This is a genomic window from Rhodopseudomonas palustris (genome assembly GCF_003591005.1).
Classification (GTDB): Bacteria; Pseudomonadota; Alphaproteobacteria; order Rhizobiales; family Xanthobacteraceae; genus Rhodopseudomonas; species Rhodopseudomonas palustris_K.
Genome location: NZ_QYYD01000018.1, coordinates 100,439 through 123,226 on the forward strand (window position 1 = coordinate 100,439; position 22,788 = coordinate 123,226).

Consider the following 22,788-nt stretch of genomic DNA (forward strand, 5'->3'; position numbering starts at 1 on the left):
GTCATTGGAATTCCATGCAAGCCATAGTTAAGTGCACCGCAACGCAGAATCAAACGAGTCTAGGAACGTTCAACGTGTCGGTCGGGATGGCAGCTCTTCGCGCAGCCTATGGCTGCGATCCGGACCGCAGCCGCGGCCGGCAATTCGCCGAGCCGCCGAGCAGCAATCGCAGCGCGTTCCGGCGCGATTGCGACCGCGTGATCCACTCCAACGCGTTTCGCCGGTTGAAGCACAAGACGCAGGTCTTTGTCTTTCACGAGGGCGATCACTATCGCACCCGGCTGACGCACAGTCTAGAAGTCGCCCAGATCGCCCGCGCGATCGCCCGCCAGCTGGGCCTCGATGAGGACCTCACCGAAACGCTGGCGCTGGCCCACGACCTCGGCCATCCGCCTTTTGGCCACGCCGGCGAGCGGGCGTTGGACGCTTGCCTACGGGGCCATGGGGGCTTCGACCACAACGCCCAAACGCTGCGGGTGCTGACGGCGCTGGAGCATCGCTATCCGGAATTCGACGGGCTGAACCTAACCTGGGAGACCCTGGAGGGGGTGGTCAAGCACAATGGTCCACTGACCGACCGCGCCGGCAAGCCGTTACCGCGCTATGCCGAGCACGGCGTGCCTTTAGGAATCGCCGAGTTCAATCAGCGGCTCGACCTCGAATTATGGAGCTTCGCCTCGCTCGAGGCCCAGGTGGCGGCGATCGCCGACGATATCGCCTATGACGGCCACGACATCGACGACGGTTTGCGGGCAGGACTGTTCCGGGTCGACGATCTGCGCGCGGTTCCGCTTGCGGCCGAGATCATTGGCGAGATCGATCGGCGGTATCCAAATCTAGCCGAGGGCCGGCGGGGCGCCGAGCTGGTGCGCGAACTGATTTCGCGACTGATCCGGGCGGTCACGGAAGAGACGGCTCGGCGACTGGCGGAGGCCGCGCCGCGATCCGCCGAGGACGTTCGCCATGCGGCGACCGCGATGGTGGCGTTTCCGGCGGACATCGCAGCAGCAGAGTCGGAGATCAAAGCCTTCCTGTGGACCCACATGTATCGCGCCGAACGGGTGATGGCGGTGATGCGTCATGCCGAGGCGATCGTCGTCGATCTGTTTCAGCGCTATTGCGACCATCCCGCCGACCTGCCGCCCGACTGGTTGCCGGCCGACGGCCCGGTCGCGGAATGCGAGGCCGACCGCTTCCGCCGCATCCGCAACTTCATTGCCGGCATGACCGACTTCTACGCTTTCAACGAGCACAAGAGGCTCTTTGACTCGACCCCGGAATTGCGTTAGGCGGCGCCGGACCGGCCGAATGGCCGCCTTTCCAATTCCATTGCAGCCATGTCCCATCACACCACGTCCACGCACCTGTTCGCTCACGTCCTGTCGCGCGTCCACGGGGCGTGCGCCGCGCTGATCGGCGAGGGCGCGCTGCCGGCCGGCATCGATCTGGCGCGGATCGTGGTCGAGCCGCCCAAGGACGCCTCGCACGGCGACATGGCGACCAATGCAGCGATGGTGCTGGCCAAGGAAGCCAGGACCAAGCCGCGCGACCTCGCCGACAAGATCGCCGAGAAGTTGCGGGCGGCGGACGAGATCGCCGACGTGGTGATCGCCGGGCCCGGCTTCATCAATCTGAGGCTTAATCCGGCGGTGTGGGCACAGGCGCTGCGGGACGTGCTGGCCGCCGGCGAGGCGTACGGCCGCTCGGCAATCGGGGGCGACGAGCGGGTCAACATCGAATACGTCTCGGCCAACCCGACCGGGCCGATGCATGTCGGCCATTGCCGCGGCGCCGTGTTCGGTGATGCGCTGGCGAATCTGCTCGAAGCCGCCGGCTACATCGTCACCCGCGAGTACTACATCAACGATGCCGGCGCACAGGTCGATGTGCTGGCGCGCTCGGCGTACCTACGCTACCGCGAGGCGCTGGGCGAGACCATCGGCGACATTCCGGAGGGGCTGTATCCGGGCGATTACCTCGTCCCCGTCGGCCAGGCGCTGAAGGCGGAGCACGGCCCGGCGTTGAAAGACATGCCCGAATCGCAATGGCTTCCCATCGTCCGCGCCAGGGCGATCGCGATGATGATGGAGATGATCAAGGGCGACCTCGCGGCGCTTGCGATCACCCATGAGGTATTCTTCTCCGAACGCTCGCTGATCGAAGGCGAGCGCAATCGCGTCGCCGATACCATCGATTTTCTTCGCGCCAAGGGCGACGTGTACCAGGGCCGGCTGCCGCCGCCGAAGGGTGCTCCTGTCGAGGACTATGAGGACCGTGAGCAGACGCTGTTCCGCGCCACAGCCTATGGCGACGACGTCGACCGGCCGCTGCTCAAGTCGGACGGCTCCTACACCTACTTCGCCTCCGACATCGCCTATCACAAGGTGAAGTTCGATGCCGGCTGCCCGAGCCTGGTCGACGTCTTGGGCGCCGACCACGGCGGCTATATCAAGCGGATGCAGGCGGCCGTTCAGGCGGTGACCGCCGGGAAGGGGGTGCTCGACGTCAAGATCGTTCAGCTGGTGCGCCTGCTGCGCAATGGCGAACCGGTCAAAATGTCCAAGCGATCCGGAGACTTCGTGACACTCCGTGAAGTGGTGGATGAAGTTGGCTCGGACGCCGTTCGGTTCATGATGCTGTTCCGCAAGAACGACGCGGTGCTCGATTTCGACCTCGCCAAGGTGATCGAGCAGTCCAAGGACAACCCGGTGTTCTACGTCCAGTACGGCCACGCCCGCGGCCACTCGATCTTCCGCAACGCCCGCGAACTGTTTCCGGATCTGCCGGAGGCGACCGATGCCCGGATCGCTCTCCTGAAGGATGCCGCCATCGAGCGGCTGACCGATCCGGCCGAGCTCGACCTGCTGCGCCGGCTGGCGTTGTTTCCGCGGACGGTGGAAGCGGCGGCGCTGGCGCACGAGCCGCACCGCATCGCGTTCTACCTCTACGAACTCGCCAGCGAATTCCACGCGCACTGGACCCACGGCCGTGATGCGCCTCATTTACGCTTCATTATCAATAATGATGCAGAGATTAGCAGGGCGCGACTGGCAATGGTTCAGGGCGTCGTCTCGGTACTGGCAGCGGGGCTTGCCATGCTCGGTGTCACAGCGCCGGACGAGATGCGATAGGGGACGGCCGGTCAGATTGGGGGATCTGTCGCGGCTATTGAGAGCGGCTTATCGTCTGCGTGAGCGGGTTTTTGGCGGCTTTCCCGAATGGGACGCGATATCACATGACCGATCGATACCACGACCGACCCTTCCCGGCGGATGACGACGAGACCCGCGCAGCCTATGCCCAGCACAAGACTGACAGCGATCCGCTTGCCGAACTTGCACGCCTGATCGGTCAGAACGATCCGTTCGGCGGTCAGGCGCCGGCTCACGGCCGGCCTGCGTCGCGCGCCACCGACTTCCGCCCCAGCACGCCGCTGCCGCCGCTCGATGAGGATGCGCCGCCGCAGCCGATGCCGTCCTGGCTGCAGCATCGCCGCGCGGTCGAGGCGGAGCCCGCTCCCGTGGCGCCGCGCCCGGACTTCAGCAAGCCGCCGTCCTTCGTCACCGCCGCGGCACCGCGGCGTACGGAGGCTCGTGGCTATGAGCAGCCGGCTTTCGACGAGCCCCAGCCGCCCTACGACGACCGTCTGCCGCCGTCGCAGTTGGATCAGCAGCGCTACGACCAGTCGCAATTCGATCCGCGGCAGGCCCCCGATCCATACGCCGCCGTGCAGCCGTCGCTGCCGCTCGAGCAGCCGCAATTCGTCCCGGCCCGCTATGACGATGCGCTGTACGGCCAGCTCGACCCGTCCCAGGTACGACCCGACGCCAGCTATCCCGAAGCACCGTATGGCTACGACGACGGCTACGCCGACGAGCCGGAGCCTCGTGCAGCTAAACCGCGCCGCAACAACATGGTGACCGTGGCTGCAGTGCTTGCGCTGGCTGTGGTCGGCACCGGCGGCGCGTTTGCGTATCGCACGTTCTCAGGTACCACCCGCAGCGGCGAACCGCCGGTGATCAAAGCCGATCCGACCCCGACCAAGGTGATGGCGGCGCCCGCGGCAGGCGATGCGGCCGGCAAGCCGATTCAGGATCGTCTCGCCGCCGGTAACGGCGTCGAAGCGCTGGTGTCGCGCGAAGAGCAGCCAGCCGATCCCTCGCGCGCCGGGCAGGGCGCCCGTGTGGTGATGCCGCCGCTCAACCAGAATCCGAACCCACCGGCGGTCGGCTCGGTGTCGCCGAATGCCCGGCCGAATCTGCAGCCGCCGACCAACTCCGCCAGCGAGGAGCCGCGGCGGATCAAGACCTACAGCATCCGGCCCGATCAGGCCGACACGGCGGCGGCGCCTGTCGCAACCGGCTCGGCCAAGCAGGCCGCGCGCGCGCAACCGCCGGCAGCGCCGCAGCAGCGCCCTGCCACTCGCTCGGCTGAGGACGCCAACGCGTCGGCCGGCAACGCGCCGTTGTCGCTGAATCCCACCGCCGCACCGGCGCAGAACCAGCGCGTCGCAGCGCTGCCGCCCGCGGAAGCTCCGGCGACCAGCGGCGGCTACGTCGTGCAGATTTCCTCGCAGCGAAGCGAGGCCGACGCCAAGGCGTCCTACCGGGCGCTGCAGAGCAAGTTCCCGTCGGTCCTCGGTTCCCGCCAGCCGCTGATCAAGCGCGCCGATCTCGGCAGCAAGGGCGTCTACTACCGCGCCATGGTCGGTCCGTTCGGAACCCCCGACCAGGCCCAGCAGCTCTGCGGCAGCCTAAAATCTGCTGGCGGACAGTGCGTCGTCCAGAGGAATTAACGGCCGTTTCCTTGACCCTGGAGGCGCGCGCGGGCTAAGCGGCCCTTATGACCTCGCGCGCTTTCATCACCGGTATCTCCGGACTGGGCATCACGGACGAAGAGCGCGAGTTTTTGCGCCAATCCCGTCCGTGGGGATTCATCCTGTTCAAGCGCAACGTCGACAACCCGGCCCAAGTGGCTGGAGTCGTAGGTGAGTTGCGCCGGATCATCGATGCGCCGGACGCTCCGGTCCTGATCGATCAGGAGGGCGGCCGGGTGCAGCGGCTGGGGCCGCCGCACTGGCCGGTGTATCCGCGCGGCGCCGTGTTCTCTGCACTTTACGACATCGATTCGCAGCTCGGCCTGACCGCCGCGCGGCTGAGTGCTCGGCTGATCGCGGCCGATCTGGCCGACCTCGGCATCACTGTCGACTGCCTGCCGCTCGCTGACGTGCCGATCGCCGGTGCCGACGCGGTGATCGGCGATCGCGCTTATGGCACTGAGCCGGCCAAGGTGGCGGCGATCGCCCGTGCGGTCACCGAAGGGCTGGAGCAGGGCGCGGTGCTGCCGGTGCTCAAGCATATCCCCGGGCACGGACGGGCGAATGCGGACAGTCATTTTCGGCTCCCGACCGTCGACACGCCGCGGGAGGAGCTCGAACGCACCGATTTCGCCGCGTTCAAGCCGCTCGCCGACCTGCCGATGGCGATGACTGCACATGTTGTGTTTAGCGCGCTCGATCCCGCCAAACCCGCGACCACTTCTGCGACAATCATCGATCAGGTGATTCGCGGACAGATCGGGTTCCAAGGGCTACTGATGAGCGATGACGTCTCGATGAACGCGTTGGACGGCACGATCGCGGAGCGCACGCGCGCGAGCATTGCGGCCGGCTGCGACGTCGTCCTGCATTGCAACGGCACGCTCGACGAGATGCGGCAGGTGGCTGCCGAAGTGCCGGAGCTGTCCGGGCAGGCGCTGATGCGCGCCGAGGCCGCACTGGCGTCGCGCAAGCCGGCGCAGCCGTTCGACCGTACTGCCGCGCGCGCCGAACTCGCGACACTGATCGGCCGCGCAGGGATGAGCGTATGACCGCTGAGATTCTGAAGTTCGAGACTGGTCGACCGGCCGAGCCGATCGATCAGGACGAGGCGCTCGTCATCGACGTCGAGGGCTATGAAGGTCCGCTCGATCTGCTGCTGACGCTGGCGCGGCAGCAGAAGGTCGATCTGCACAAGATCTCCATTCTGGCACTCGCCGATCAGTACCTGCTGTTCATCGAGGAAGCGCGGAAGGTCCGCCTCGAACTCGCCGCCGATTATCTGGTGATGGCAGCGTGGCTCGCCTACCTGAAGTCGCGGCTGCTGCTGCCGGAGCCGCCGGCGCAGGAAGGCCCGAGCGCCGAAGACATGGCGACGGCGCTGGCCAACCGGCTGCGCCGGCTCGAAGCCATCCGCGAGGCCGCCAACGCACTGATGACCCGGCCGCAGTTACAACGCGACGTGTTTCCGCGCGGCATGGCCGAATCGATCGACGAGATCCGCCATCCGAAGTTCACCGCGACGTTGTACGATCTGCTCAGCGCCTACGCCACGCAGCGCCAGTCGCGCGTGCTCACCACCGTGCACCTCGCCCGCCGCACCGTGTGGTCGCTGAGCGAAGCGCGCGCCTCGCTGGAGCGACTGGTCGGCCTCGCCGAGGATTGGAGCCGGCTCGACGAGTATCTGCTCAGCTACTTGCCAGATCCGGCCCAGAAGGCCACCGCGCTCGCGTCGAGCTTCGCAGCGGCACTCGAGCTGGTGCGCGAGGGCCAGGTCGAACTGCATCAGGCCGCGCCGCTGGCGCCTTTGTATTTTCGTAAGCGTCCGCCATCTCCAGCGATGGAAGCGGCAACCATGCCGGACGCTCCGGCAGGGTAGTGGTAGAAGGAGAGCGAGCCATGGCAAGTCTGGCGGAGAAGCGCATCGTGGAGTTCGAACCCCATCTCGAACGCGACGAAGTCGTCACCCAGCAGCAGCCGCAGAGCCGGCCCGAGGAACTGCGTCTCCTCGAAGCCCTGCTGTTCGCCTCGCCCGAGCCGCTGGAGCAGGCGGCGCTGGCCAAGCGCATGCCCGAGGGCGTCGACATCAAGGCCGCACTGGCGCAGCTGCAGGCGGACTACGCGCATCGCGGCGTCAATCTGGTGCGCATCGCCAGCAAGTGGACCTTCCGCACCGCCGGCGATCTCGCCTGGCTGATGACGCGCGAAACCACCGAGACCCGCAAACTGTCGCGCGCCGCGATCGAGATGCTGGCGATTATCGCCTATCACCAGCCGATCACCCGTGCGGAAATTGAAGAGATCCGCGGCGTGGTGACCTCGAAGGGCACGCTCGACGTGCTGCTCGAGACCGGCTGGATCCGTCCACGCGGCCGCCGCAAGACGCCGGGCCGTCCGCTGACGTTCGGTACCACGGACGCCTTCCTGGCACAGTTCAGCCTCGAGGCGCTGAGCGATCTGCCGGGCCTGGAAGAGCTCAAGGGCTCGGGCCTGCTCGACACCCGCCTGCCGACCGGCTTCAGCGTGCCGTCGCCGTCGGACGACCCGACCCTGCGCGAAGACGAAGACCCGCTCGAGGACGGCGAACTCGATCTGGCGCTGGCGCCGGTCGCCGATCCGGAGACCGACGAGGCCGCGCCCGTTGCCGATGGCGATGAGACGAAATCAGAAGCGCAGCCCGGCGTCGCCGAGGACGGCAGCGAGGCGGAGGTCGGCTTCGCCGAGGCGTCCGAGGACGAGACAGTCGAAGCCGAGGTCGGCTTTGCCGAGGCTGGCGATGTCATCGCCGACGAAGCTGCGGGTGAGGAAAGCGCGTCCGCGGATGTTGATCTGGACGAGGCTGACGACAACGACACAGCCTCCGATGCTGAACCTGCTGCCGAGCCGAGTGAAGACGAGACGGCCGAGATTGCTCTCGAAGAAGCAGGGCTCGAAACCTTCGAAGACGAGCAGGGCGAGAGTGAGATCGCGGAAGCGAGTGATGACGTGACCGAAGCGTCTGAGCTCGAAGCCTCAGATCTTGATGCCACTCCTGATGATGCCGAGGATGACGACCCCCAGGATGGGGACGACGACCAGGGTCGCGAGCCCACCTGACAGCGCCGCAGCGTCGCGGCGGAACATCGACACCGCGTCAATCACGTCGCCGTTTAGTCGGCTTAAATCCTTGTTTTTGATTGGCCTTGCGCCTAGTTTCCAAGATAGGGCACAGGCTGGCGCGCCGGTCGAGTTTCGGGAGATTGCAGGATGGGTTCACTCAGTATCTGGCACTGGATCGTCGTCATCGCGGTCGTGCTGCTGCTGTTCGGTCGCGGCAAGATTTCCGACCTGATGGGCGACGTCGCGCAGGGCATCAAGTCCTTTAAGAAGGGCCTGCAGGACGATGAGAAGACTGCCGAAAAGTCCGAGCCCGTGAAGTCGATCGACCACACCGCGGCGCCCGGCGCAGCGCCGAACCGCAGCGACGTCGGCAGCAAGGCGGTGTGAGCGGCAGCTCACGCCGGAGCTTGCAGCTGATCGCCGGCCGTTGAGGCAAACTTGCGGTAGCGCTCATGCGCTGCAGCAAATCTCTTGTGGTGAGACGTCGCCTCGGGCAGGAGTGTCGCAGGGCGAGTGATCGCCGAAGCGGACGCCGATATCGGCCCGCGGGCAGTTTGGCATGTTCGGCACGTCTCATGTTCGACATCGGGTGGAGTGAACTGATGGTGATCGGGGTGGTCGCGCTGATCGCGATCGGCCCCAAGGAATTGCCCGGCGTGCTCCGCACGGTCGGGCAATGGCTGGGCAAGGCACGCAAGCTCGCCGGCGAATTTCAGGGCCAGTTCCAGGAAGCGATGCGCGAGGCCGAGATGGCCGACCTCAAGAAGTCGTTCGACGAGGTCAAGGAGGCGACGGCCGGCCTCACCACCAGCAACATGCTCACCAAGCTCGGCAGTGAACTGACCGAAGCCGCCGCGATCAACACGGACACCATCAATACGCCGCCGGTCGAACCGACCACGCCGGCGCAGCCGACGCCTGAGACGTTCATCGAAGCGACCACGCACGAAGCTGTTACCGGCGAGCCGCTGGCGATCGTCAGCGAGGCGCAGGCGGGCAGTGAGCATCTGCCGGTGCCGGCCGAGACTCACGCGTTGGCGACACCCGACTTCGCGCCGCCTGATCTTTCCCATTCCGCGCCGGCTGCGGCCGAGCCCGCCAAGGACGCCAAGGCATCATGAGCGCCGAGGACATCGAAGCCTCCAAGGCGCCGTTGATGGATCACCTGATCGAGCTGCGCTCGCGGCTGATCAAGGCGCTGCTCGGCTTCGGCATCGCGTTCATCTTCTGCTTCTTCTTCGCCAAGCAGATCTACAACGTGCTGGTGTGGCCGTTCGTGTGGGTCGCAGGCGTCGAAAACTCGAAGTTCATCTATACCGCGCTGCTCGAATACTTCCTCACCCAGCTCAAGCTGGCGATGTTCGGTGCCGGCTTCATCTCGTTCCCGATCGTGGCGACGCAGATCTACAAGTTCGTCGCGCCGGGCCTGTACAAGCACGAGAAGAACGCCTTCCTGCCATATCTGGTGGCGACCCCGGTGTTCTTCGTGCTCGGCTCGCTGGTGGTGTACTTCATCGTGCTGCCGATGCTGGTGCGGTTCTCGCTCGGCATGCAGCAGGTCGGCGGCGACGAGACCGCGCAGATCCAGCTCTTGCCCAAGGTCGGCGAATATCTGTCTCTGATGATGTCGCTGATCTTCGCGTTCGGCCTGGCGTTCCAGCTGCCGGTCATCCTGACGCTGCTCGGCCGTATCGGCGTGTTGACCTCCAAGCAGCTCAAAGAGAAGCGCCGCTATTTCATCGTCGGCGCCTTCGTCATCGCCGCGGTGCTGACCCCGCCCGACGTCATCAGCCAGGCCTCGCTCGCGATCCCGCTGATGGTGCTGTACGAAGGCTCGATCATCGCGGTGCGCATGGTCGAGAAGAAGCAGGCGGCGAGTGCCGCCGTCGCCGCCGACGCGGAGGCGTCGAAGCCGGCGGAGTAGGGCGGTAATCGCCCGCGGTTGCGTCGGCCAGAGAAGCTCCTATCCTCATTCACGTGAGGATGGTCGATGGCTTTCGCATTCGATACTCTTGGTTACGCAAAGCGCCTGCGAAGCGCGGGCATTCCGAATGAACAAGCGGAGGCGCACGCCGAAGCAGCGCGCGAATTCATCATGGCCGAACTGGTGACCAAGACGGATCTCAACGCGGCGATGGAGACGCAGACCTTGCGGCTGACCGTTCGGCTTGGCGGCATCGTTGCAGCTGGCTTCGGCGTGTTGGCAGCGGCCGTGGGCATCGCAGCGGCCTTGCTGCGCGCACAATAAGTTTCCTACATCACGTCAGAAGTTCTCTTATAGCGCGGCCTTGTGCCGGCCCTTCGCGTCTTTTACAGACCCACTACCGCAAAGACGTGGATGGCCGGGACCAGCCCGGCCATGACGGGGCCATTTCCATGCACGACATCAAAGCGATCCGCGACAATCCGCAGGCGTTCGACGCGGCGTTCACCCGGCGCGGGCTGCCGCCGATCGCCGAAACGCTGCTGGCGCTCGACGAGGCGCGGCGCAAGGCGGTGCTGGCGGCCGAGCAGGCGCAGGCGCGGCGCAACGCGGCGTCGAAGGAGATCGGCGAAGCCAAGAAGGCCAAGGACAACGCTCGCGCCGAGGCGCTGATGGCCGAGGTCGCGGAACTCAAGACGACGATGCCGGCGCTCGACGCCGCCGTGAAGGAGGCCGACGAAGCGCTGAAAAAAGCGCTGTCGGAAATTCCGAACTTGCCGCTCGCCGAGGTGCCGGAAGGCGCCGACGAGCACGGCAATGTCGAGCATCACCGCTTCGGCGAAAAGCCGACCTACACGTTCGTGCCGAAGCCGCATTACGACCTCGGCGAAGCGCTCGGCATGATGGACTTCGAAGCCGCCGCCAAGATCAGCGGCGCGCGCTTCACCGTGCTGAAGAAAGGCCTGGCGCGGCTGGAACGCGCGATCGGCCAGTTCTTCCTCGACGTCCACACCGGTGAGCACGGCTACACAGAGGTGAACCCGCCGCTGCTGGTGAAAGACGACGCCATGTTCGGCACTGCTCAACTACCAAAATTCCGCGAGGATCAGTTCGCGGCCGGTGCAGTTGGCAGTGGTGGTGAAGGCTATTGGCTCATCCCCACCGCCGAGGTCTCGCTCACCAATCTGGTCCGCGAATCCATCCTCGACGAAAAGGAACTGCCGATGCGGCTGACGGCGCTGACGCCGTGCTTCCGTGCCGAGGCGGGTGCTGCGGGGCGTGATACGCGCGGGATGATCCGGCAGCATCAGTTCAGCAAGGTCGAGCTGGTGTCGATCACTACGCCGGAGCAGTCCAAGGACGAGCACGAGCGGATGCTGAGCTGCGCTGAGGAAGTGCTGCGCCGGCTCGGCCTGCATTATCGCGTGATGACGCTGTGCACCGGCGACATGGGGTTCGCGTCGCAGAAGACTTACGACATCGAAGTGTGGATGCCGGGGCAGGGCGAGGGCGGCGCCTATCGCGAGATTTCGTCGTGCTCGGTGTGCGGCGATTTCCAGGCGCGCCGGATGGATGCGCGCTCGCGCGGGCCGGACGGCAAGCCGCGCTTCGTCCACACCCTGAACGGCTCTGGCACCGCCGTCGGCCGCGCGCTGATCGCGGTGATCGAGAACTATCAGCAGGAAGACGGCTCGATCGCGGTGCCCGAGGTGCTGCAGCCCTATATGGGCGGCCTGAAAGTGATCGCGAAGGCGTAGGGCACATGACTCTCCCCGTCATTGCGAGCGAAGCGAAGCAATCCAGAGCGTCGGGTGCGGCGCTGGATTGCTTCGTCGCTTCGCTCCTCGCAATGACGCTGGTACTTGGGGCGACGTTCTTCGTTTCAATTTCAACCGGCCCCGCTTTCGCCGCCGGCCCGGCCGATCTCATCTCCGAATTCCGCGCCAAGAACGGCGAGGGCAAGGTGGTGCTGGATGCGACGTTGAATGCGATCGCGCAGCAGCAGGCCGCGGGGATGGCGGCGAAGGACGTGCTCGATCACGACGTGGTCGGCAATTTCAACGTCCGCGTCGCGCCGTCGAAGGCCGGCAGCGCCGCCGAGAACATCGCTTACGGCTACGACAGCTTTCCGAAGACGCTCGGGCAATGGATCAACTCGCCGGGCCACCGCCGCAATCTGCTGCTGAAGGGCGCCAGCAAAGTCGGCGTCGCCAATGCCAAGAGCGCCAGCGGCAAAACCTATTGGGCGATGGTGATCGCCGGCGGCTACGACAAGCCGAAGCCGAAGGCCAAGCCGCCTGCGAAGCCGGCGCCCAAGCCCGCACAGGCCGCAGCGAAGGACAAGGCGGTCAAGGATAAGGCCGCCAGTGAAAAAGTCGCCGCCAAGCCGAAGCCGGCGCCGAAGAAGACCTGCACGATCAACCTGCTCGGCTTGTGCATCTAGGCAGACGAACGCGCGTGAAAATGCGCTCCGCGCCCCGAATTTGCCTCGCGCCGCCGGGCCGGATATGACGTCGGCCTCAACAACGACCTTCAGAGAGGCGCCCGAGCGACATGCGGATTCTGTGCACCAATGACGATGGCATCCACGCGCCGGGGCTGAAAGTTGTCGAGGAAATCGCGCGGGCACTGTCCGACGACGTCTGGGTGGTGGCGCCGGAGCTCGATCAGTCGGGCGTGTCGCATTCGCTGTCGCTGAACGATCCGCTGCGGCTGCGCGAAGTCGGCCCGCGCCACTTCGCGGTGCGCGGTACCCCGACCGACTGCGTGATCATGGGCGCCCGGCACATTCTCGCCGACAAGGCGCCGGACCTGGTGCTGTCCGGCGTCAACCGAGGCCGCAACGTCGCCGAGGACGTGGTCTATTCCGGCACCATCGCCGGCGCGCTCGAGGGCACCATCCTGGGTTTTCCGTCATTCGCGCTGTCGCAGGAGTTCTCGATCGAGACCCGGAATTCGCCGCTGTGGGACACCGCCAAGGCGCACGGCCCAAACATTCTGCGCAAGGCCATCAAGGCCGGCGTGCCGAAGAACACGGTGATCAACATCAATTTCCCAGCCTGCCTGCCGGACGAAGTCCAGGGTGTGCGGGTCACCCGGCAGGGCAAGCGCAATCAGGGTTTCCTGAAGATCGACCAGCGCCACGACGGCCGCGGCAATCCGTATTACTGGATCGGCTTCGAGCGCATTCTGGTCGCCGACATGCCTGCCGAGGGGACCGATCTCGCGGCGCTGGCGGCGCGCTACGTGTCGGTGACGCCGCTCCGGCTTGACCGGACCGATGAGGCGTTTTCGGCGACGCTGGCGCAGACGCTGGGATGAGGGCTTGGGACGTAGGGACGTAGGATGGGTTGAGCGCAGCGAAACCCATCAAGCGTCGTGCATTGGGGCGATGGGTTTCGCTGCGCTCAACCCATCCTACGACGACGGCTCAGGCGATGCCGCGCAGCGTGGAGTCGAGGGCCTGCTTCAGCGATTCGATCTGGAACGGCTTCTGCAGCGCCGGGCGGTCGCGGTAGTTCTCGGGAACGCCCTGGGTGCCGTAGCCGGTGGCGAAGATGAACGGGCGGTTGCGCGCCTTGAGCACGTCGGCGACGGGTGAGATCACCTTGCCGTTGACGTTGACGTCGAGGATCGCGACGTCGAAGTCGGTGGTGCCGGCAAGTTTGACGGCCTCGTTGATCTCGCCGGTTTCGGCCACGACATTGAAGCCGAGCTCTTCCAGCATATCGACGACCATCATCCTGATCATGGCCTCGTCCTCCACCAAGAAGACGGAGCCGGCCGGCTTGTCGATCGTCATCGGGTCTTTCCTTTGGAAGCCGCCCCGCAATCCGGCCGGCCATTCGCCTTAAAATCGCAAATATAGCCTTGCGACGCAATCTCAACCTTCGCGGGCCGAGATCCAGTGAAGCACAGGCTTGCCAGAATTCCGGCGGCAATCCAACAATTTGATGGAATCAGGGAGTCGGTCGCGGGGCACGCGTCGATTCGCGGCAGGCGCGAGAGGGTGATGATCAATTCCGGGACGGCTCCGCCTGAAAAGATGATGTTCCAGCTCAGCCTGCGGCGTCGCGGCATCAGCGACCGCAATGTGCTGCAGGCGATGGAATCGGTGCCGCGCGATCGCTTCGTCGATCCGATGCATCGGCCTAACGCGTGGCGCGATACCGCGCTGCCGATTCCGTGCGGGCAGACGCTGAGCCAGCCGTTCGTCATCGCCTACATGACCGAGCAGTTGCAGATCCAGCCGACAAATCGCGTGCTCGAGATCGGCACCGGCTCCGGCTACCACGCAGCGGTGCTGTCGCGGCTGGCAAGCAGCGTGGTGACTGTCGAGCGCTTCCGTACGCTCGTCAACGCGGCGCGGACGCGGCTGCGCGAACTGAACTACGCCAATGTCGAGGTGCTGCTCGCCGACGGTCTGGCACTGCCGGATGGGCAGGGGACGTTCGACCGCATCCTGGTGACCGTTGCAGTGCCCGAGCTGCCGCAGTCACTGCTCGATCTGCTCGACCCGGGCGGCGTGCTGATCGCGCCGATCGGTCCGGCCAACGGCAGGCAGACGTTGGTCCGTGTGCAGCGCAAGGACGACGAGCTGATCCGCCGGCCGCTGGTCGATGTGCGCTTCGTCGCCGCGCTACGCGGCATCGCGCGCGAACTGTGACCAAACTGCATCAAACTACCGCGTCAAGACCTGTCTCGGCTCAGGCTTAAAGCGTTGTTTACTCCGTACGTGTTTACTCAATTTACCTTAAGTTGCGTATGAGTGAGTAACCATGTCCCGCGTAGTCGAGTTGCTTTGCTCACGTCGGGCGCCGCAAGTTGCGGTGCTGGCGTTTGTGTCGGTCGGATTCAGCGCCTGTAGCGCGGACATGCAGACCCGTTTCCAGCAGGCGCCGTTCGGACCTGTGGAATCCACCGGGTCGGTGCAGCAGCGGCCCCAGCCGCAGCGCTACGCGGAGCCGCAGCAGCTGCCGCAATATTCGCGTCCGCAGTATCAGCCGGCGCAGCCGCAATACCAGTCGCAGGCCTTGCCGCCGATCGCAGCGCCACCGTCTTACCCGGTTGCGGGTGGCGGCAATGGCGTGTCGGGCGGAGGCCGCGGTGTCGCGTCCTACGAGCCGCCGCCGCGGTACGAAGCGCCGGCGCGGGCGCCGATGGAGTCGACCGGCGCCACGGCCCCACGTTCTGTCGCGGCTGCCCGTCCGGCCCCTGCGCCGGCTCCGGCCCCCGCGGCCGGCACCACCATCATCGTCGGCACCAGCGATACGCTGGAAGGCCTGTCGCGCCGCTACAACGTCTCGACCGCCGACATCCTGCACGCCAACGGCTACAAGGGGCCGCGGCGGCTGCAGCCGGGTCAGTCGCTGGTGATCCCGCAGCGCACCGCGGCGCTGCAGGCGCCGGTCGCTGCACCGCCGGCGGCCCGTCCGGTTGCCGCGGCTCCCGCTCCGGCCGCGACGCGCGTGCACTACGTCAATGCCGGCGATACGCTGATGAACATCTCGCGTCGCAACAACGTTTCGTTGTCCGAATTGGCGCGCGCCAACAATCTGTCGACGACGGCGCATCTTAAGCCCGGCATGAAGATCAACGTGCCGGGCGGGCAGGCGACTGCGATGGCTGCGCCCGCCGCGGCCCCCGCGCCGGCTCCGGTCGCGCAGGCTCCGGCGCCCGCTGCTGCGCCTCCGGTGCGGATGGCGACCGCTGCGCCGGTCGAGCCGGTGCAGAAGGCCCGCATGGTGGCGCCGACCGAGACCCCCGCGGCGGCCGAGCCGGCCGAAGCTTCGCCGGTGAAGGCGGCCGAAGCCACCGGTGCGCTGCCGAGCTTCCGCTGGCCAGTGCGTGGCCGCGTCATCACCGCCTATGGCGCCAAGACCAACGGCAAGTCGAACGACGGCATCAACCTTGCGGTGCCGGAAGGCACCCCGGTGAAGGCCGCCGAGGACGGCGTGGTCGCCTATGCGGGCAACGAGCTGAAGGGCTACGGCAATTTGGTGCTGGTGCGCCACTCCAACGGCTACGTCACCGCCTACGCCCATGCCAGCGAGCTGATGGTCAAGCGCGGCGAGACCATCAAGCGCGGCCAGACCATCGCCAAGTCCGGCCAGTCCGGCGAAGTCGGCTCGCCGCAGCTGCACTTCGAGATCCGCAAGGGATCGAGCCCGGTCGACCCGCTCAAGTTCCTCAACGGCGCCTGAGCAACGCCGCCCAGCAAAGCTCCCTGACAAGCTGATGCCCGGCGCCAATGCCGGGCATCTTCTTTTGCTCACACATATCGCGCATCGCGAAAGCCCCAGAAGTACGCACCGTCATCGCGGGCTATCAGCACGGCTGCCACACACACAACCTCGTCGTGAGGAGGCGCGTGCGCCGTCTCGAACCATGGGCCACCAGTGCTGCGTGGCCGCATCCTTCGAGACGCCCGGCTTCGCCGGGCTCCTCAGAGCCTGACTCAAAACTAAAGCCGACTTATCAGCCACATTTTGTGGTCGGCTAATTTGCTCACAAACTCCGTCATGGCCGGGCTTGTCCCGGCCATCCACGCCTTTCCTGCGTTTCCTTCAGCAAGGCGTGGATGCCCGGCACGAGGCCGGGCATGACGCGTGGATAGGAAAGTGCCTGATTTTAAAGGTCGCATTTTCGGCCAGGCTCTCAGGATGAGGACGCAGTGCATTGTAGAACCGCCGAGAGCGAGGCGTTTCGCCGGCGTGATTTGCCTGCTTATCGAACATCGAATTTGTATGACGCTTGCAGGAAGCTGCCGTAGCGTTCGACGCGGATCGGCAGCAGCTGGGTCGCTACCGGGGCGCCGAAGCCGGCGGTCTCGACGTCGGTCGCCCACATCGCCCAGTAGCGGCCGCCGACGCCGACCGTGAAGCTTGGTGTCACCTCGTAGCTCAGGATCGCCTCGAGCTGCACGCCCTGGCCGACGCCCCAGGCCGGCGAGTCCTTGGAGCCGACGTCGGTTCTGTTGTGATGGATATCGAGCGCGGAGATATGGGTATAGGGCAGGTAGGCGGCGTCGATCGAGAGCTTTGCCCCGGGGGCGACGGTCAGGCTGCCGGTCGCGCCGATCCGCAGCGAATGCCAATCTTCGTACTGGCTGATCGACAGACGGTTCGGTGCTCCGCAGAACGCCTCGGGATCAGGCTGCGCGAGCTGGGTGCAATTGTAGGAATCCTTGCGATCGCGATAGAAGTTGTAGCCGGCGAATACGCCGAGCTTGGCGGATGCGTCGCCAACCAGGTCAATGCCGGCGTCTAGCGTGGCGTAGCCGATCGTGCCGGTGACCTTGGAGTGATAGGCGTTGGAATAGGCCGTCGCATTCGTCGGATCGGTCGGAAACCAGTCCTCATCCGTCATCGTGCCAGCGACCAGCCCGCCGCCGCCGGCGAAGCCTTTGATGAAGATCTTCCGCGGGCTGTCGATGCGCCAGAAGACTTCGCCGGAATGGCCGTCGCTGTCGTAGGTGAGGCGCGAGACGAGATGGTTCTGCTGCGCCGTGATGGTGCTCAGCGTCAGGTCGTTCTGATAGCGGCCATGGCTGTACCAATAGCGCGCGCCGACATCGATCTGCCACGCCGACCACGGGTTCGCGATTTCCTTGACGGGAAGAAGCCCGCCGGCTTCGGCTGCTTCGTTGTCGCGGCCGAAGAAGTAGTTCACGCCGAGTTTGACCAGATGGGCATCCTGCCGGGCTCGCGTCGGAGCGCCGAGCGTGTTGATCAGGCTGGTCGGGTCACCCGTAGTCTGCAGAAATCCTCCTTGAGGGCTCTCGATCCCGCGCATGCCGAAATTCGCGTAGTCGTATTCGGCGCGGATCGCCCAGCGCGACGACACCGCGTGCTCGATGCCGGCACCGACGGTCCAACCCCAGCGGGTCCCGTTCAGAGACGTCGCCGGCTGATCCAGATAGTCGGACGCGTTGGTGGTCATCGTCAGGTCGCCGACCAGAAACGCGCCGCCACCTTTGACGTAGACCAGCGAGCGCCCCTGCGGCCCGAACGCCTGGCCGAAGCGCGCGGTCAGCGTGCCGATCGCGTGTTCGCGGGCGCGGCAGTTGGCGGAGACGAATTGGCCCGAATAGGCCAGACAAGTGTCGGTGCCGTCGGCATCGATGGCCGAGGCGTCGACCTCGAGGCCGAGCACCCAAGGCGAGCCCGGCAGCTGCCAGTTGTAACCTGCCTGCAGTCCGCCCAGCGCTTTGGGGACGCGAATTGTATCGCCGTAAATCGACGGGCCGTAGGGATTGGCGACGTTTGCGCTGCCGAAGCCGGCGCCGAGATGCGCGCCGAGGTAGAACCCGGTCCAATTCCACGGGCCGCTGTCAGCGTGCCCGCGAGAAATATCCGAGGCGTGGGCTGCTCCGCTTCCCGCGAGTAGCGCCGCGGAAAGGCCGACCATCAACTTCCATTCGCGCACACCGCTGCCCCTTTTGTCACCGCGCCTCGATCGTCTGCTCCCGTTCAAGCGGGAGTGTCACGAATCATGTGTGCAGTTTGGGACAGCGCGGGTCGTTTACGAAGCGAAAGTCATCCAGCTGACGACCAGGCCGAGTCGCTCGATTACTTGGCGTCGAGCCGCACCTTCAGCCGACCGGCGAGGTCCTGCACGAATTGCCAGGCGACGCGGCCGGAGCGAGAGCCGCGAGTGGTCGACCATTCCAGCGCCTCATGCTCGAGCTGCGCATCGTCGATCGCAATGCCGAAATGGCCGCAATAACCGCGCACCATCGCGAGGAACTCGTCCTGGCTGCATTTGTGGAAGCCGAGCCACAGGCCGAAGCGATCCGACAGCGACACCTTCTCCTCGACCGCTTCGCCCGGGTTGATCGCGGTCGAGCGCTCGTTCTCCATCATGTCGCGCGGTAGCAAATGGCGGCGATTGGACGTGGCGTAGAGAATCACGTTGTCGGGGCGGCCTTCAATGCCACCTTCCAGCACTGCCTTCAGCGATTTGTAGGACGCGTCGTTGCCGTCGAATGACAGGTCGTCGCAGAACACGATGAAGCGGTCGTCCGAGGCGCGCAACAGCGTCATCAGGGCCGGCAGGCTCTCGATGTCCTCGCGGTGGATCTCGATCAGCTTGAGCCGGCCGGCAACGTCCTCGCGCGCGTTGACATACGCGTGAGCGGCCTTCACCAGCGACGATTTGCCCATGCCGCGCGCGCCCCACAGCAGCGCGTTGTTGGCGGGCAGGCCGGTTGCGAACCGTTCGGTATTTTCAATCAGCGTGTCGCGCATCCGGTCGACGCCCTGGAGCAGTGACAGGTCGACCCGGCTGACCCGAGGAACCGGCGCGAGCCGGCCCTCGGGATGCCAGATGAACGCCTCGGCCGACGCCAGGACATCAGCGGCGGGCGGCGCGGAAGGCCCCGCCATTTGGGAGGAAATGCCTTCCAGCGCCCGCGCGATGCGCTCCATGAGCGCGCCGTCGAGGGCAGCAGCGGGGGGCGCCGCGGCCGGGCTACGGCGCTTTGCAGCGGTTGGCTTAGCGACGGTCTTGGCGGGTTTGCGGGCGGCGGATTTCGCGGCCGGGCGGGCGGAGCGGGATTTTGTTGTTTTGGCCATTCTTGCACTTCCTGACCGGGCAGCCATATCGGGCTGCGGCACCCCCGGCAAGCCGCGGACACGCGGACTCATAACAGGGGTGCTGGCGTTGCAATTGGGATTGTGGCCGCTATAGTCCGCGCGAATTTGCGCCCCCCGGACGTCGCCCCTGCGACGCGCCGGCTCGCTTGTTTTCACGGGGAATTCGGATGTTTGTTACTCCTGCGTTTGCTCAGGCCGCCGGCGCCGCTGGCGACGCCAACAGCATGTTGATGTCGCTGCTGCCGTTCGCGCTGATCTTCGTCATCATGTATTTCCTGATCCTGCGCCCGCAGCAGCGCAAGGTGAAGGAGCACGCCGAGCTGGTGAAGAACGTTCGCCGCGGCGACACCATCATCACCTCGGGCGGCCTGGTCGGCAAGGTGACCAAGGTGATCGATGACGACACCGTGGAGTTCGAGGTTGCCGACGGCGTGCGCGCGCGTCAAATGCGCCAGATGATCACCGGCGTCCGCAGCAAGGGCGAGCCGGTCAAGGACGTGCCCGAGAAGGGCAAAGGCAAGAAGGACATCGTCAAGGAGAGCGAGGCCAAAGCCGAGCCCACCAAGGACGACACCGCATCGAGCTGATGCGGACGCTGCGCCTTCAAGGTTTCTGACGGGACATCTCGATGTTGTATTTCACACGGTGGAAGGCGCTGGCGGTCATTGTGACGGCGCTGGTGGTCTGCCTTTGCGCCGTTCCGAACTTCTTCCCCGAACACACCGTCAAGACCTGGCCGAAATGGGCGCAGCGCCATCTGGTGTTGGGTCTCGATTTGCAGGGCGGCTCGCACATCCTGCTCGAGGTCGACGCCAACTCCGTCAAGAAGGACAAGCTCGAATCGGTGCGCGACGACGCGCGCCGCGTGCTGCGTGAAGCTCGGATCGCTTACACCGGTCTCGCCATCAAAGGCGACGTCGTCGAGGTCAAGATCAGCAAGGACACCGACGTCCCGCAGGCGCTCACCAAGCTGCGCGAGCTGTCGCAGCCGCTCGGCGGCCTGATGGGCTCCAGCGGCCAGCGCAGCCTCGACGTCGCCGATGCCGGCGGCGGCGTGATCCGGCTGACGGTCCCGCAGGCGGCGATCGCCGAGCGCGTGCGCCAATCGGTCGATCAGTCGATCCAGATCGTCGAACGCCGCGTCAACGAACTCGGCACCGTCGAGCCGCTGATCCAGCGCCAGGGTGCCGACCGCATCCTGGTCCAAGTGCCAGGCCTGCAGGATCCGACCCGGCTGAAGGAACTGCTGGGCAAGACGGCCAAGCTCGACTTCCGGATGGTGGATTCGTCGGTGTCGCCGGATCAGGCGGTGGCCGGCCGTGCGCCGCCGGACTCGGACGTGCTGATGAGCGCGCAGGCGCCGAAGACGCCCTACGTGATCAAGAAGCAGGTGCTGGTCTCCGGCGCCGATCTGACCGACGCGCAGCCCGGCTTCGACCAGCGCACCAGCGAGCCGATCGTCAGCTTCCGCTTCAACACCAACGGCGCTCGCAAGTTCGCCCGCGCCACCACCGAGAATGTCGGCCAGCCGTTCGCCATCGTGCTCGACAACGAGGTGATCTCGGCGCCGGTGATCCGCGAGCCGATCACCGGCGGCTCGGGCCAGATCTCCGGCAGCTTCACGGTGCAGCAGGCCAACGACCTCGCCATCCTGCTGCGCGCCGGCGCGCTGCCGGCGCCGCTGACGATCATCGAGGAGCGCACCGTCGGCCCCGGTCTCGGCGCAGACTCGATCGCCAAGGGCGAGCTCGCCGCCTATGTCGGCTCGATCCTCGTCATCATTTTCATGCTGCTGACCTACCGGCTGTTCGGCGTGTTCGCCAACATCGCCGTGGCGATCAACGTGGCGATGATCTTCGGCGTGCTGTCGCTGCTCAATGCGACGCTGACGCTGCCCGGCATCGCCGGCATCGTGTTGACAGTCGGCATCGCGGTCGACAGCAACGTGCTGATCTACGAGCGCATCCGCGAAGAATTGCGGGCAGGGCGCAACGCGATCTCGGCGATCGACGCCGGCTTCAAGCGCGCGCTGGCGACGATTCTCGACTCCAACATCACCACCTTCATCGCCGCCGCGGTGCTGTTCTACATCGGCACCGGCCCGGTGCGCGGCTTCGCCGTCACCTTCGGCATCGGCATCATCACAACCGTGTTCACCGCTTTCACCGTGACCCGGCTGATCGTCGCCGCCTGGGTCCGCTGGAAGCGGCCGCAGGTCGTGCCGATCTGACGACGCTAATCCGAAAGAGCTGCAAGTGACAACGACACAGTGGGTATTGATCGGACTGGGCGCGCTGGTGACGGTGCTGACGATCGTCAGCATCATGGGCTGGCTGCCGTCGCTGCGGATCGTCCCGGACAACACGCATTTCGACTTCACCCAGTTTCGCCGTATCAGCTTCCCGATCTCGGCGCTGCTGTCGATCGCGGCGATCACGCTGTTCTTCACCCACGGGCTGAACTTCGGCATCGACTTCAAGGGCGGCACGCTTCTTGAGGTCAGGGCTCATTCCGGCACGGCTGACATTGCGGGGATGCGCGAGACACTCGGCAAGCTGAACCTTGGCGACGTGCAGCTGCAGCAGTTCGGCGGTCCGGCCGAGGTGCTGATCCGCGTGGCGCAGCAGCCCGGCGGTGACCAGGCCCAGCAAGAGGCGGTTCAGAAGGTCCGCGCCGCGCTCGGCGATTCCGTCGACTATCGCCGCGTCGAGGTCGTCGGCCCGCGCGTGTCGAGCGAACTGCTCGCTTACGGCATGCTCGGCCTGATCCTCGCGATCATCGGCATCCTGATCTACCTGTGGTTCCGGTTCGAATGGCAGTTCGCGCTCGGCGCGATGATCGCCAACGTCCACGACATCGTGCTGACGATCGGCTTCATGTCGATTAGTCAGGTCGACTTCGACCTGACCTCGATCGCGGCCCTGTTGACGATTCTCGGCTACTCGCTGAACGACACCGTGGTGATCTACGACCGTATCCGCGAGATGCTGCGGCGCTACAAGAAAATGCCGATGCCGCAGCTTCTGAACGAGTCGATCAACTCGACGCTGTCGCGCTCGATCATCACCCACGTCACGGTGACGCTGGCGCTGCTGGCGCTGTTCCTGTTCGGCGGCCAGGCGATCCACTCCTTCACTGCGGTCATGATCTTCGGCGTGGTGCTGGTCGGTACCTACACGTCGATCTTCATCGCCGCGCCGATCCTGATCTACCTCGGCGTCGGCACGCACCGGCTCGAGGCCCCGGACGATGAGCCGGCGCTTCCGGAGCCGGCCGCGGCTGCCGTTGCGGCAGCACCAGCGCCGGTTGCCAAGAAGCCGGCGAAGGCGGGCAAAGCAGGGAAGCGCTGAGTT

General features: G+C 65.8%; 21 protein-coding genes. 18 read left to right on the plus strand and 3 right to left on the minus strand.

Features of this window, described 5'->3' with window-relative positions; translation table 11 throughout:
• Positions 1–74: 74 nt before the first annotated feature.
• From D4Q52_RS17655 to surE, 13 genes are all read left to right on the plus strand, one after another.
• Positions 75–1,289 carry a deoxyguanosinetriphosphate triphosphohydrolase gene (locus tag D4Q52_RS17655; protein ID WP_119857882.1) on the plus strand — a complete coding sequence of 405 codons (1,215 nt, stop codon included), beginning with the start codon at positions 75–77 and terminating at the stop codon, positions 1,287–1,289.
• Positions 1,290–1,337: 48 nt separating this feature from the next.
• A complete protein-coding gene (gene argS / locus D4Q52_RS17660; protein WP_119857883.1) occupies positions 1,338–3,131 on the plus strand; it encodes an arginine--tRNA ligase in 1,794 nt (597 codons plus the stop codon).
• A gap of 104 nt (positions 3,132–3,235) precedes the next feature.
• Positions 3,236–4,795 (plus strand): SPOR domain-containing protein, encoded by a 1,560-nt coding sequence (locus D4Q52_RS17665; protein WP_119857884.1) that lies wholly within the window; start codon positions 3,236–3,238, stop codon positions 4,793–4,795.
• Between the two features lie 47 nt (positions 4,796–4,842).
• Positions 4,843–5,868, plus strand: coding sequence for a beta-N-acetylhexosaminidase (nagZ, locus tag D4Q52_RS17670; RefSeq protein ID WP_119857885.1), 1,026 nt, complete (start codon positions 4,843–4,845; stop codon positions 5,866–5,868).
• A complete protein-coding gene (locus tag D4Q52_RS17675) occupies positions 5,865–6,695 on the plus strand; it encodes a segregation and condensation protein A (RefSeq protein WP_119857886.1) in 831 nt (276 codons plus the stop codon). The genes nagZ and D4Q52_RS17675 overlap by 4 nt, the downstream gene beginning before the upstream one ends.
• Positions 6,696–6,715: 20 nt before the next feature.
• Complete coding sequence (gene scpB, locus D4Q52_RS17680; RefSeq protein ID WP_119857887.1) at positions 6,716–7,912, plus strand: SMC-Scp complex subunit ScpB; 1,197 nt, start codon at positions 6,716–6,718, stop codon at positions 7,910–7,912.
• Positions 7,913–8,062: 150 nt separating this feature from the next.
• Positions 8,063–8,302 (plus strand): twin-arginine translocase TatA/TatE family subunit, encoded by a 240-nt coding sequence (locus D4Q52_RS17685; RefSeq protein WP_119857888.1) that lies wholly within the window; start codon positions 8,063–8,065, stop codon positions 8,300–8,302.
• A gap of 188 nt (positions 8,303–8,490) precedes the next feature.
• Positions 8,491–9,036: a Sec-independent protein translocase protein TatB gene (tatB, locus tag D4Q52_RS17690; RefSeq protein WP_119857889.1), complete on the plus strand. Its 546-nt coding sequence runs from the start codon at positions 8,491–8,493 to the stop codon at positions 9,034–9,036.
• Entirely contained in the window at positions 9,033–9,839 is an 807-nt protein-coding gene (tatC, locus tag D4Q52_RS17695) for a twin-arginine translocase subunit TatC (protein WP_119857890.1), read from the plus strand. Before tatB ends, tatC begins: the two co-directional genes overlap by 4 nt.
• 66 nt (positions 9,840–9,905) lie before the next feature.
• Positions 9,906–10,163: a hypothetical protein gene (locus D4Q52_RS17700; RefSeq protein WP_119857891.1), complete on the plus strand. Its 258-nt coding sequence runs from the start codon at positions 9,906–9,908 to the stop codon at positions 10,161–10,163.
• Positions 10,164–10,291: 128 nt separating this feature from the next.
• Positions 10,292–11,596 (plus strand): serine--tRNA ligase, encoded by a 1,305-nt coding sequence (gene serS, locus D4Q52_RS17705; RefSeq protein ID WP_119857892.1) that lies wholly within the window; start codon positions 10,292–10,294, stop codon positions 11,594–11,596.
• A 5-nt stretch (positions 11,597–11,601) separates the two neighbouring features.
• Positions 11,602–12,282, plus strand: a complete 681-nt coding sequence (locus D4Q52_RS17710) for a CAP domain-containing protein (protein ID WP_119857893.1) — start codon at positions 11,602–11,604, stop codon at positions 12,280–12,282.
• A 110-nt stretch (positions 12,283–12,392) separates the two neighbouring features.
• Positions 12,393–13,160: a 5'/3'-nucleotidase SurE gene (surE, locus tag D4Q52_RS17715; protein WP_119857894.1), complete on the plus strand. Its 768-nt coding sequence runs from the start codon at positions 12,393–12,395 to the stop codon at positions 13,158–13,160.
• A 109-nt stretch (positions 13,161–13,269) separates the two neighbouring features.
• On the opposite strand, the gene D4Q52_RS17720 is transcribed toward surE, so the two are convergent.
• A complete protein-coding gene (locus D4Q52_RS17720; RefSeq protein WP_119857895.1) occupies positions 13,270–13,641 on the minus strand; it encodes a response regulator in 372 nt (123 codons plus the stop codon).
• A gap of 210 nt (positions 13,642–13,851) precedes the next feature.
• On the opposite strand from D4Q52_RS17720, the gene D4Q52_RS17725 reads away from it, so the two are divergent.
• Both D4Q52_RS17725 and D4Q52_RS17730 read left to right on the plus strand, forming a co-directional pair.
• A complete protein-coding gene (locus tag D4Q52_RS17725) occupies positions 13,852–14,505 on the plus strand; it encodes a protein-L-isoaspartate(D-aspartate) O-methyltransferase (protein ID WP_119857896.1) in 654 nt (217 codons plus the stop codon).
• A 112-nt stretch (positions 14,506–14,617) separates the two neighbouring features.
• Positions 14,618–16,042, plus strand: coding sequence for a LysM peptidoglycan-binding domain-containing M23 family metallopeptidase (locus D4Q52_RS17730; RefSeq protein ID WP_119857897.1), 1,425 nt, complete (start codon positions 14,618–14,620; stop codon positions 16,040–16,042).
• 523 nt (positions 16,043–16,565) lie between these two features.
• On the opposite strand, the gene D4Q52_RS17735 is transcribed toward D4Q52_RS17730, so the two are convergent.
• Both D4Q52_RS17735 and D4Q52_RS17740 read right to left on the minus strand, forming a co-directional pair.
• On the minus strand, positions 16,566–18,248 hold the full coding sequence (locus D4Q52_RS17735; RefSeq protein WP_119857917.1) for an outer membrane protein: 1,683 nt from the start codon (positions 18,246–18,248) through the stop codon (positions 16,566–16,568).
• Between the two features lie 161 nt (positions 18,249–18,409).
• A complete protein-coding gene (locus D4Q52_RS17740) occupies positions 18,410–19,414 on the minus strand; it encodes an ATP-binding protein (RefSeq protein ID WP_119857898.1) in 1,005 nt (334 codons plus the stop codon).
• A gap of 188 nt (positions 19,415–19,602) precedes the next feature.
• Between D4Q52_RS17740 and yajC the strand changes: the two genes are divergently transcribed.
• Genes yajC through secF form a run of 3 tightly spaced genes read left to right on the plus strand, consistent with a single transcriptional unit; the run spans position 19,603 to position 22,785 of the window.
• Positions 19,603–20,022 (plus strand): preprotein translocase subunit YajC, encoded by a 420-nt coding sequence (yajC, locus tag D4Q52_RS17745; protein WP_119857899.1) that lies wholly within the window; start codon positions 19,603–19,605, stop codon positions 20,020–20,022.
• A gap of 41 nt (positions 20,023–20,063) precedes the next feature.
• The gene (gene secD, locus D4Q52_RS17750; protein WP_119857900.1) at positions 20,064–21,665 is read left to right on the plus strand and encodes a protein translocase subunit SecD; all 1,602 of its coding nucleotides are present in this window, start codon (positions 20,064–20,066) and stop codon (positions 21,663–21,665) included.
• Between the two features lie 25 nt (positions 21,666–21,690).
• Complete coding sequence (gene secF, locus D4Q52_RS17755) at positions 21,691–22,785, plus strand: protein translocase subunit SecF (RefSeq protein WP_119857901.1); 1,095 nt, start codon at positions 21,691–21,693, stop codon at positions 22,783–22,785.
• The last annotated feature ends 3 nt before the right edge of the window (positions 22,786–22,788 follow it).

Excerpts from the sequence above, each read along its gene's own strand:
- argS (WP_119857883.1), top strand. The coding sequence starts at position 1,338 with ATGTCCCATCACACCACGTCCACGCACCTGTTCGCTCACGTCCTGTCG.
- D4Q52_RS17665 (WP_119857884.1), top strand. The coding sequence starts at position 3,236 with ATGACCGATCGATACCACGACCGACCCTTCCCGGCGGATGACGACGAG.
- nagZ (WP_119857885.1), top strand. The coding sequence starts at position 4,843 with ATGACCTCGCGCGCTTTCATCACCGGTATCTCCGGACTGGGCATCACG.
- D4Q52_RS17675 (WP_119857886.1), top strand. The coding sequence starts at position 5,865 with ATGACCGCTGAGATTCTGAAGTTCGAGACTGGTCGACCGGCCGAGCCG.
- scpB (WP_119857887.1), top strand. The coding sequence starts at position 6,716 with ATGGCAAGTCTGGCGGAGAAGCGCATCGTGGAGTTCGAACCCCATCTC.
- D4Q52_RS17685 (WP_119857888.1), top strand. The coding sequence starts at position 8,063 with ATGGGTTCACTCAGTATCTGGCACTGGATCGTCGTCATCGCGGTCGTG.
- tatB (WP_119857889.1), top strand. The coding sequence starts at position 8,491 with ATGTTCGACATCGGGTGGAGTGAACTGATGGTGATCGGGGTGGTCGCG.
- tatC (WP_119857890.1), top strand. The coding sequence starts at position 9,033 with ATGAGCGCCGAGGACATCGAAGCCTCCAAGGCGCCGTTGATGGATCAC.
- D4Q52_RS17700 (WP_119857891.1), top strand. The coding sequence starts at position 9,906 with ATGGCTTTCGCATTCGATACTCTTGGTTACGCAAAGCGCCTGCGAAGC.
- serS (WP_119857892.1), top strand. The coding sequence starts at position 10,292 with ATGCACGACATCAAAGCGATCCGCGACAATCCGCAGGCGTTCGACGCG.
- D4Q52_RS17710 (WP_119857893.1), top strand. The coding sequence starts at position 11,602 with ATGACTCTCCCCGTCATTGCGAGCGAAGCGAAGCAATCCAGAGCGTCG.
- surE (WP_119857894.1), top strand. The coding sequence starts at position 12,393 with ATGCGGATTCTGTGCACCAATGACGATGGCATCCACGCGCCGGGGCTG.
- D4Q52_RS17720 (WP_119857895.1), bottom strand. The coding sequence starts at position 13,641 with ATGACGATCGACAAGCCGGCCGGCTCCGTCTTCTTGGTGGAGGACGAG.
- D4Q52_RS17725 (WP_119857896.1), top strand. The coding sequence starts at position 13,852 with ATGATCAATTCCGGGACGGCTCCGCCTGAAAAGATGATGTTCCAGCTC.
- D4Q52_RS17730 (WP_119857897.1), top strand. The coding sequence starts at position 14,618 with ATGTCCCGCGTAGTCGAGTTGCTTTGCTCACGTCGGGCGCCGCAAGTT.
- D4Q52_RS17735 (WP_119857917.1), bottom strand. The coding sequence starts at position 18,248 with ATGGTCGGCCTTTCCGCGGCGCTACTCGCGGGAAGCGGAGCAGCCCAC.
- D4Q52_RS17740 (WP_119857898.1), bottom strand. The coding sequence starts at position 19,414 with ATGGCCAAAACAACAAAATCCCGCTCCGCCCGCCCGGCCGCGAAATCC.
- yajC (WP_119857899.1), top strand. The coding sequence starts at position 19,603 with ATGTTTGTTACTCCTGCGTTTGCTCAGGCCGCCGGCGCCGCTGGCGAC.
- secD (WP_119857900.1), top strand. The coding sequence starts at position 20,064 with ATGTTGTATTTCACACGGTGGAAGGCGCTGGCGGTCATTGTGACGGCG.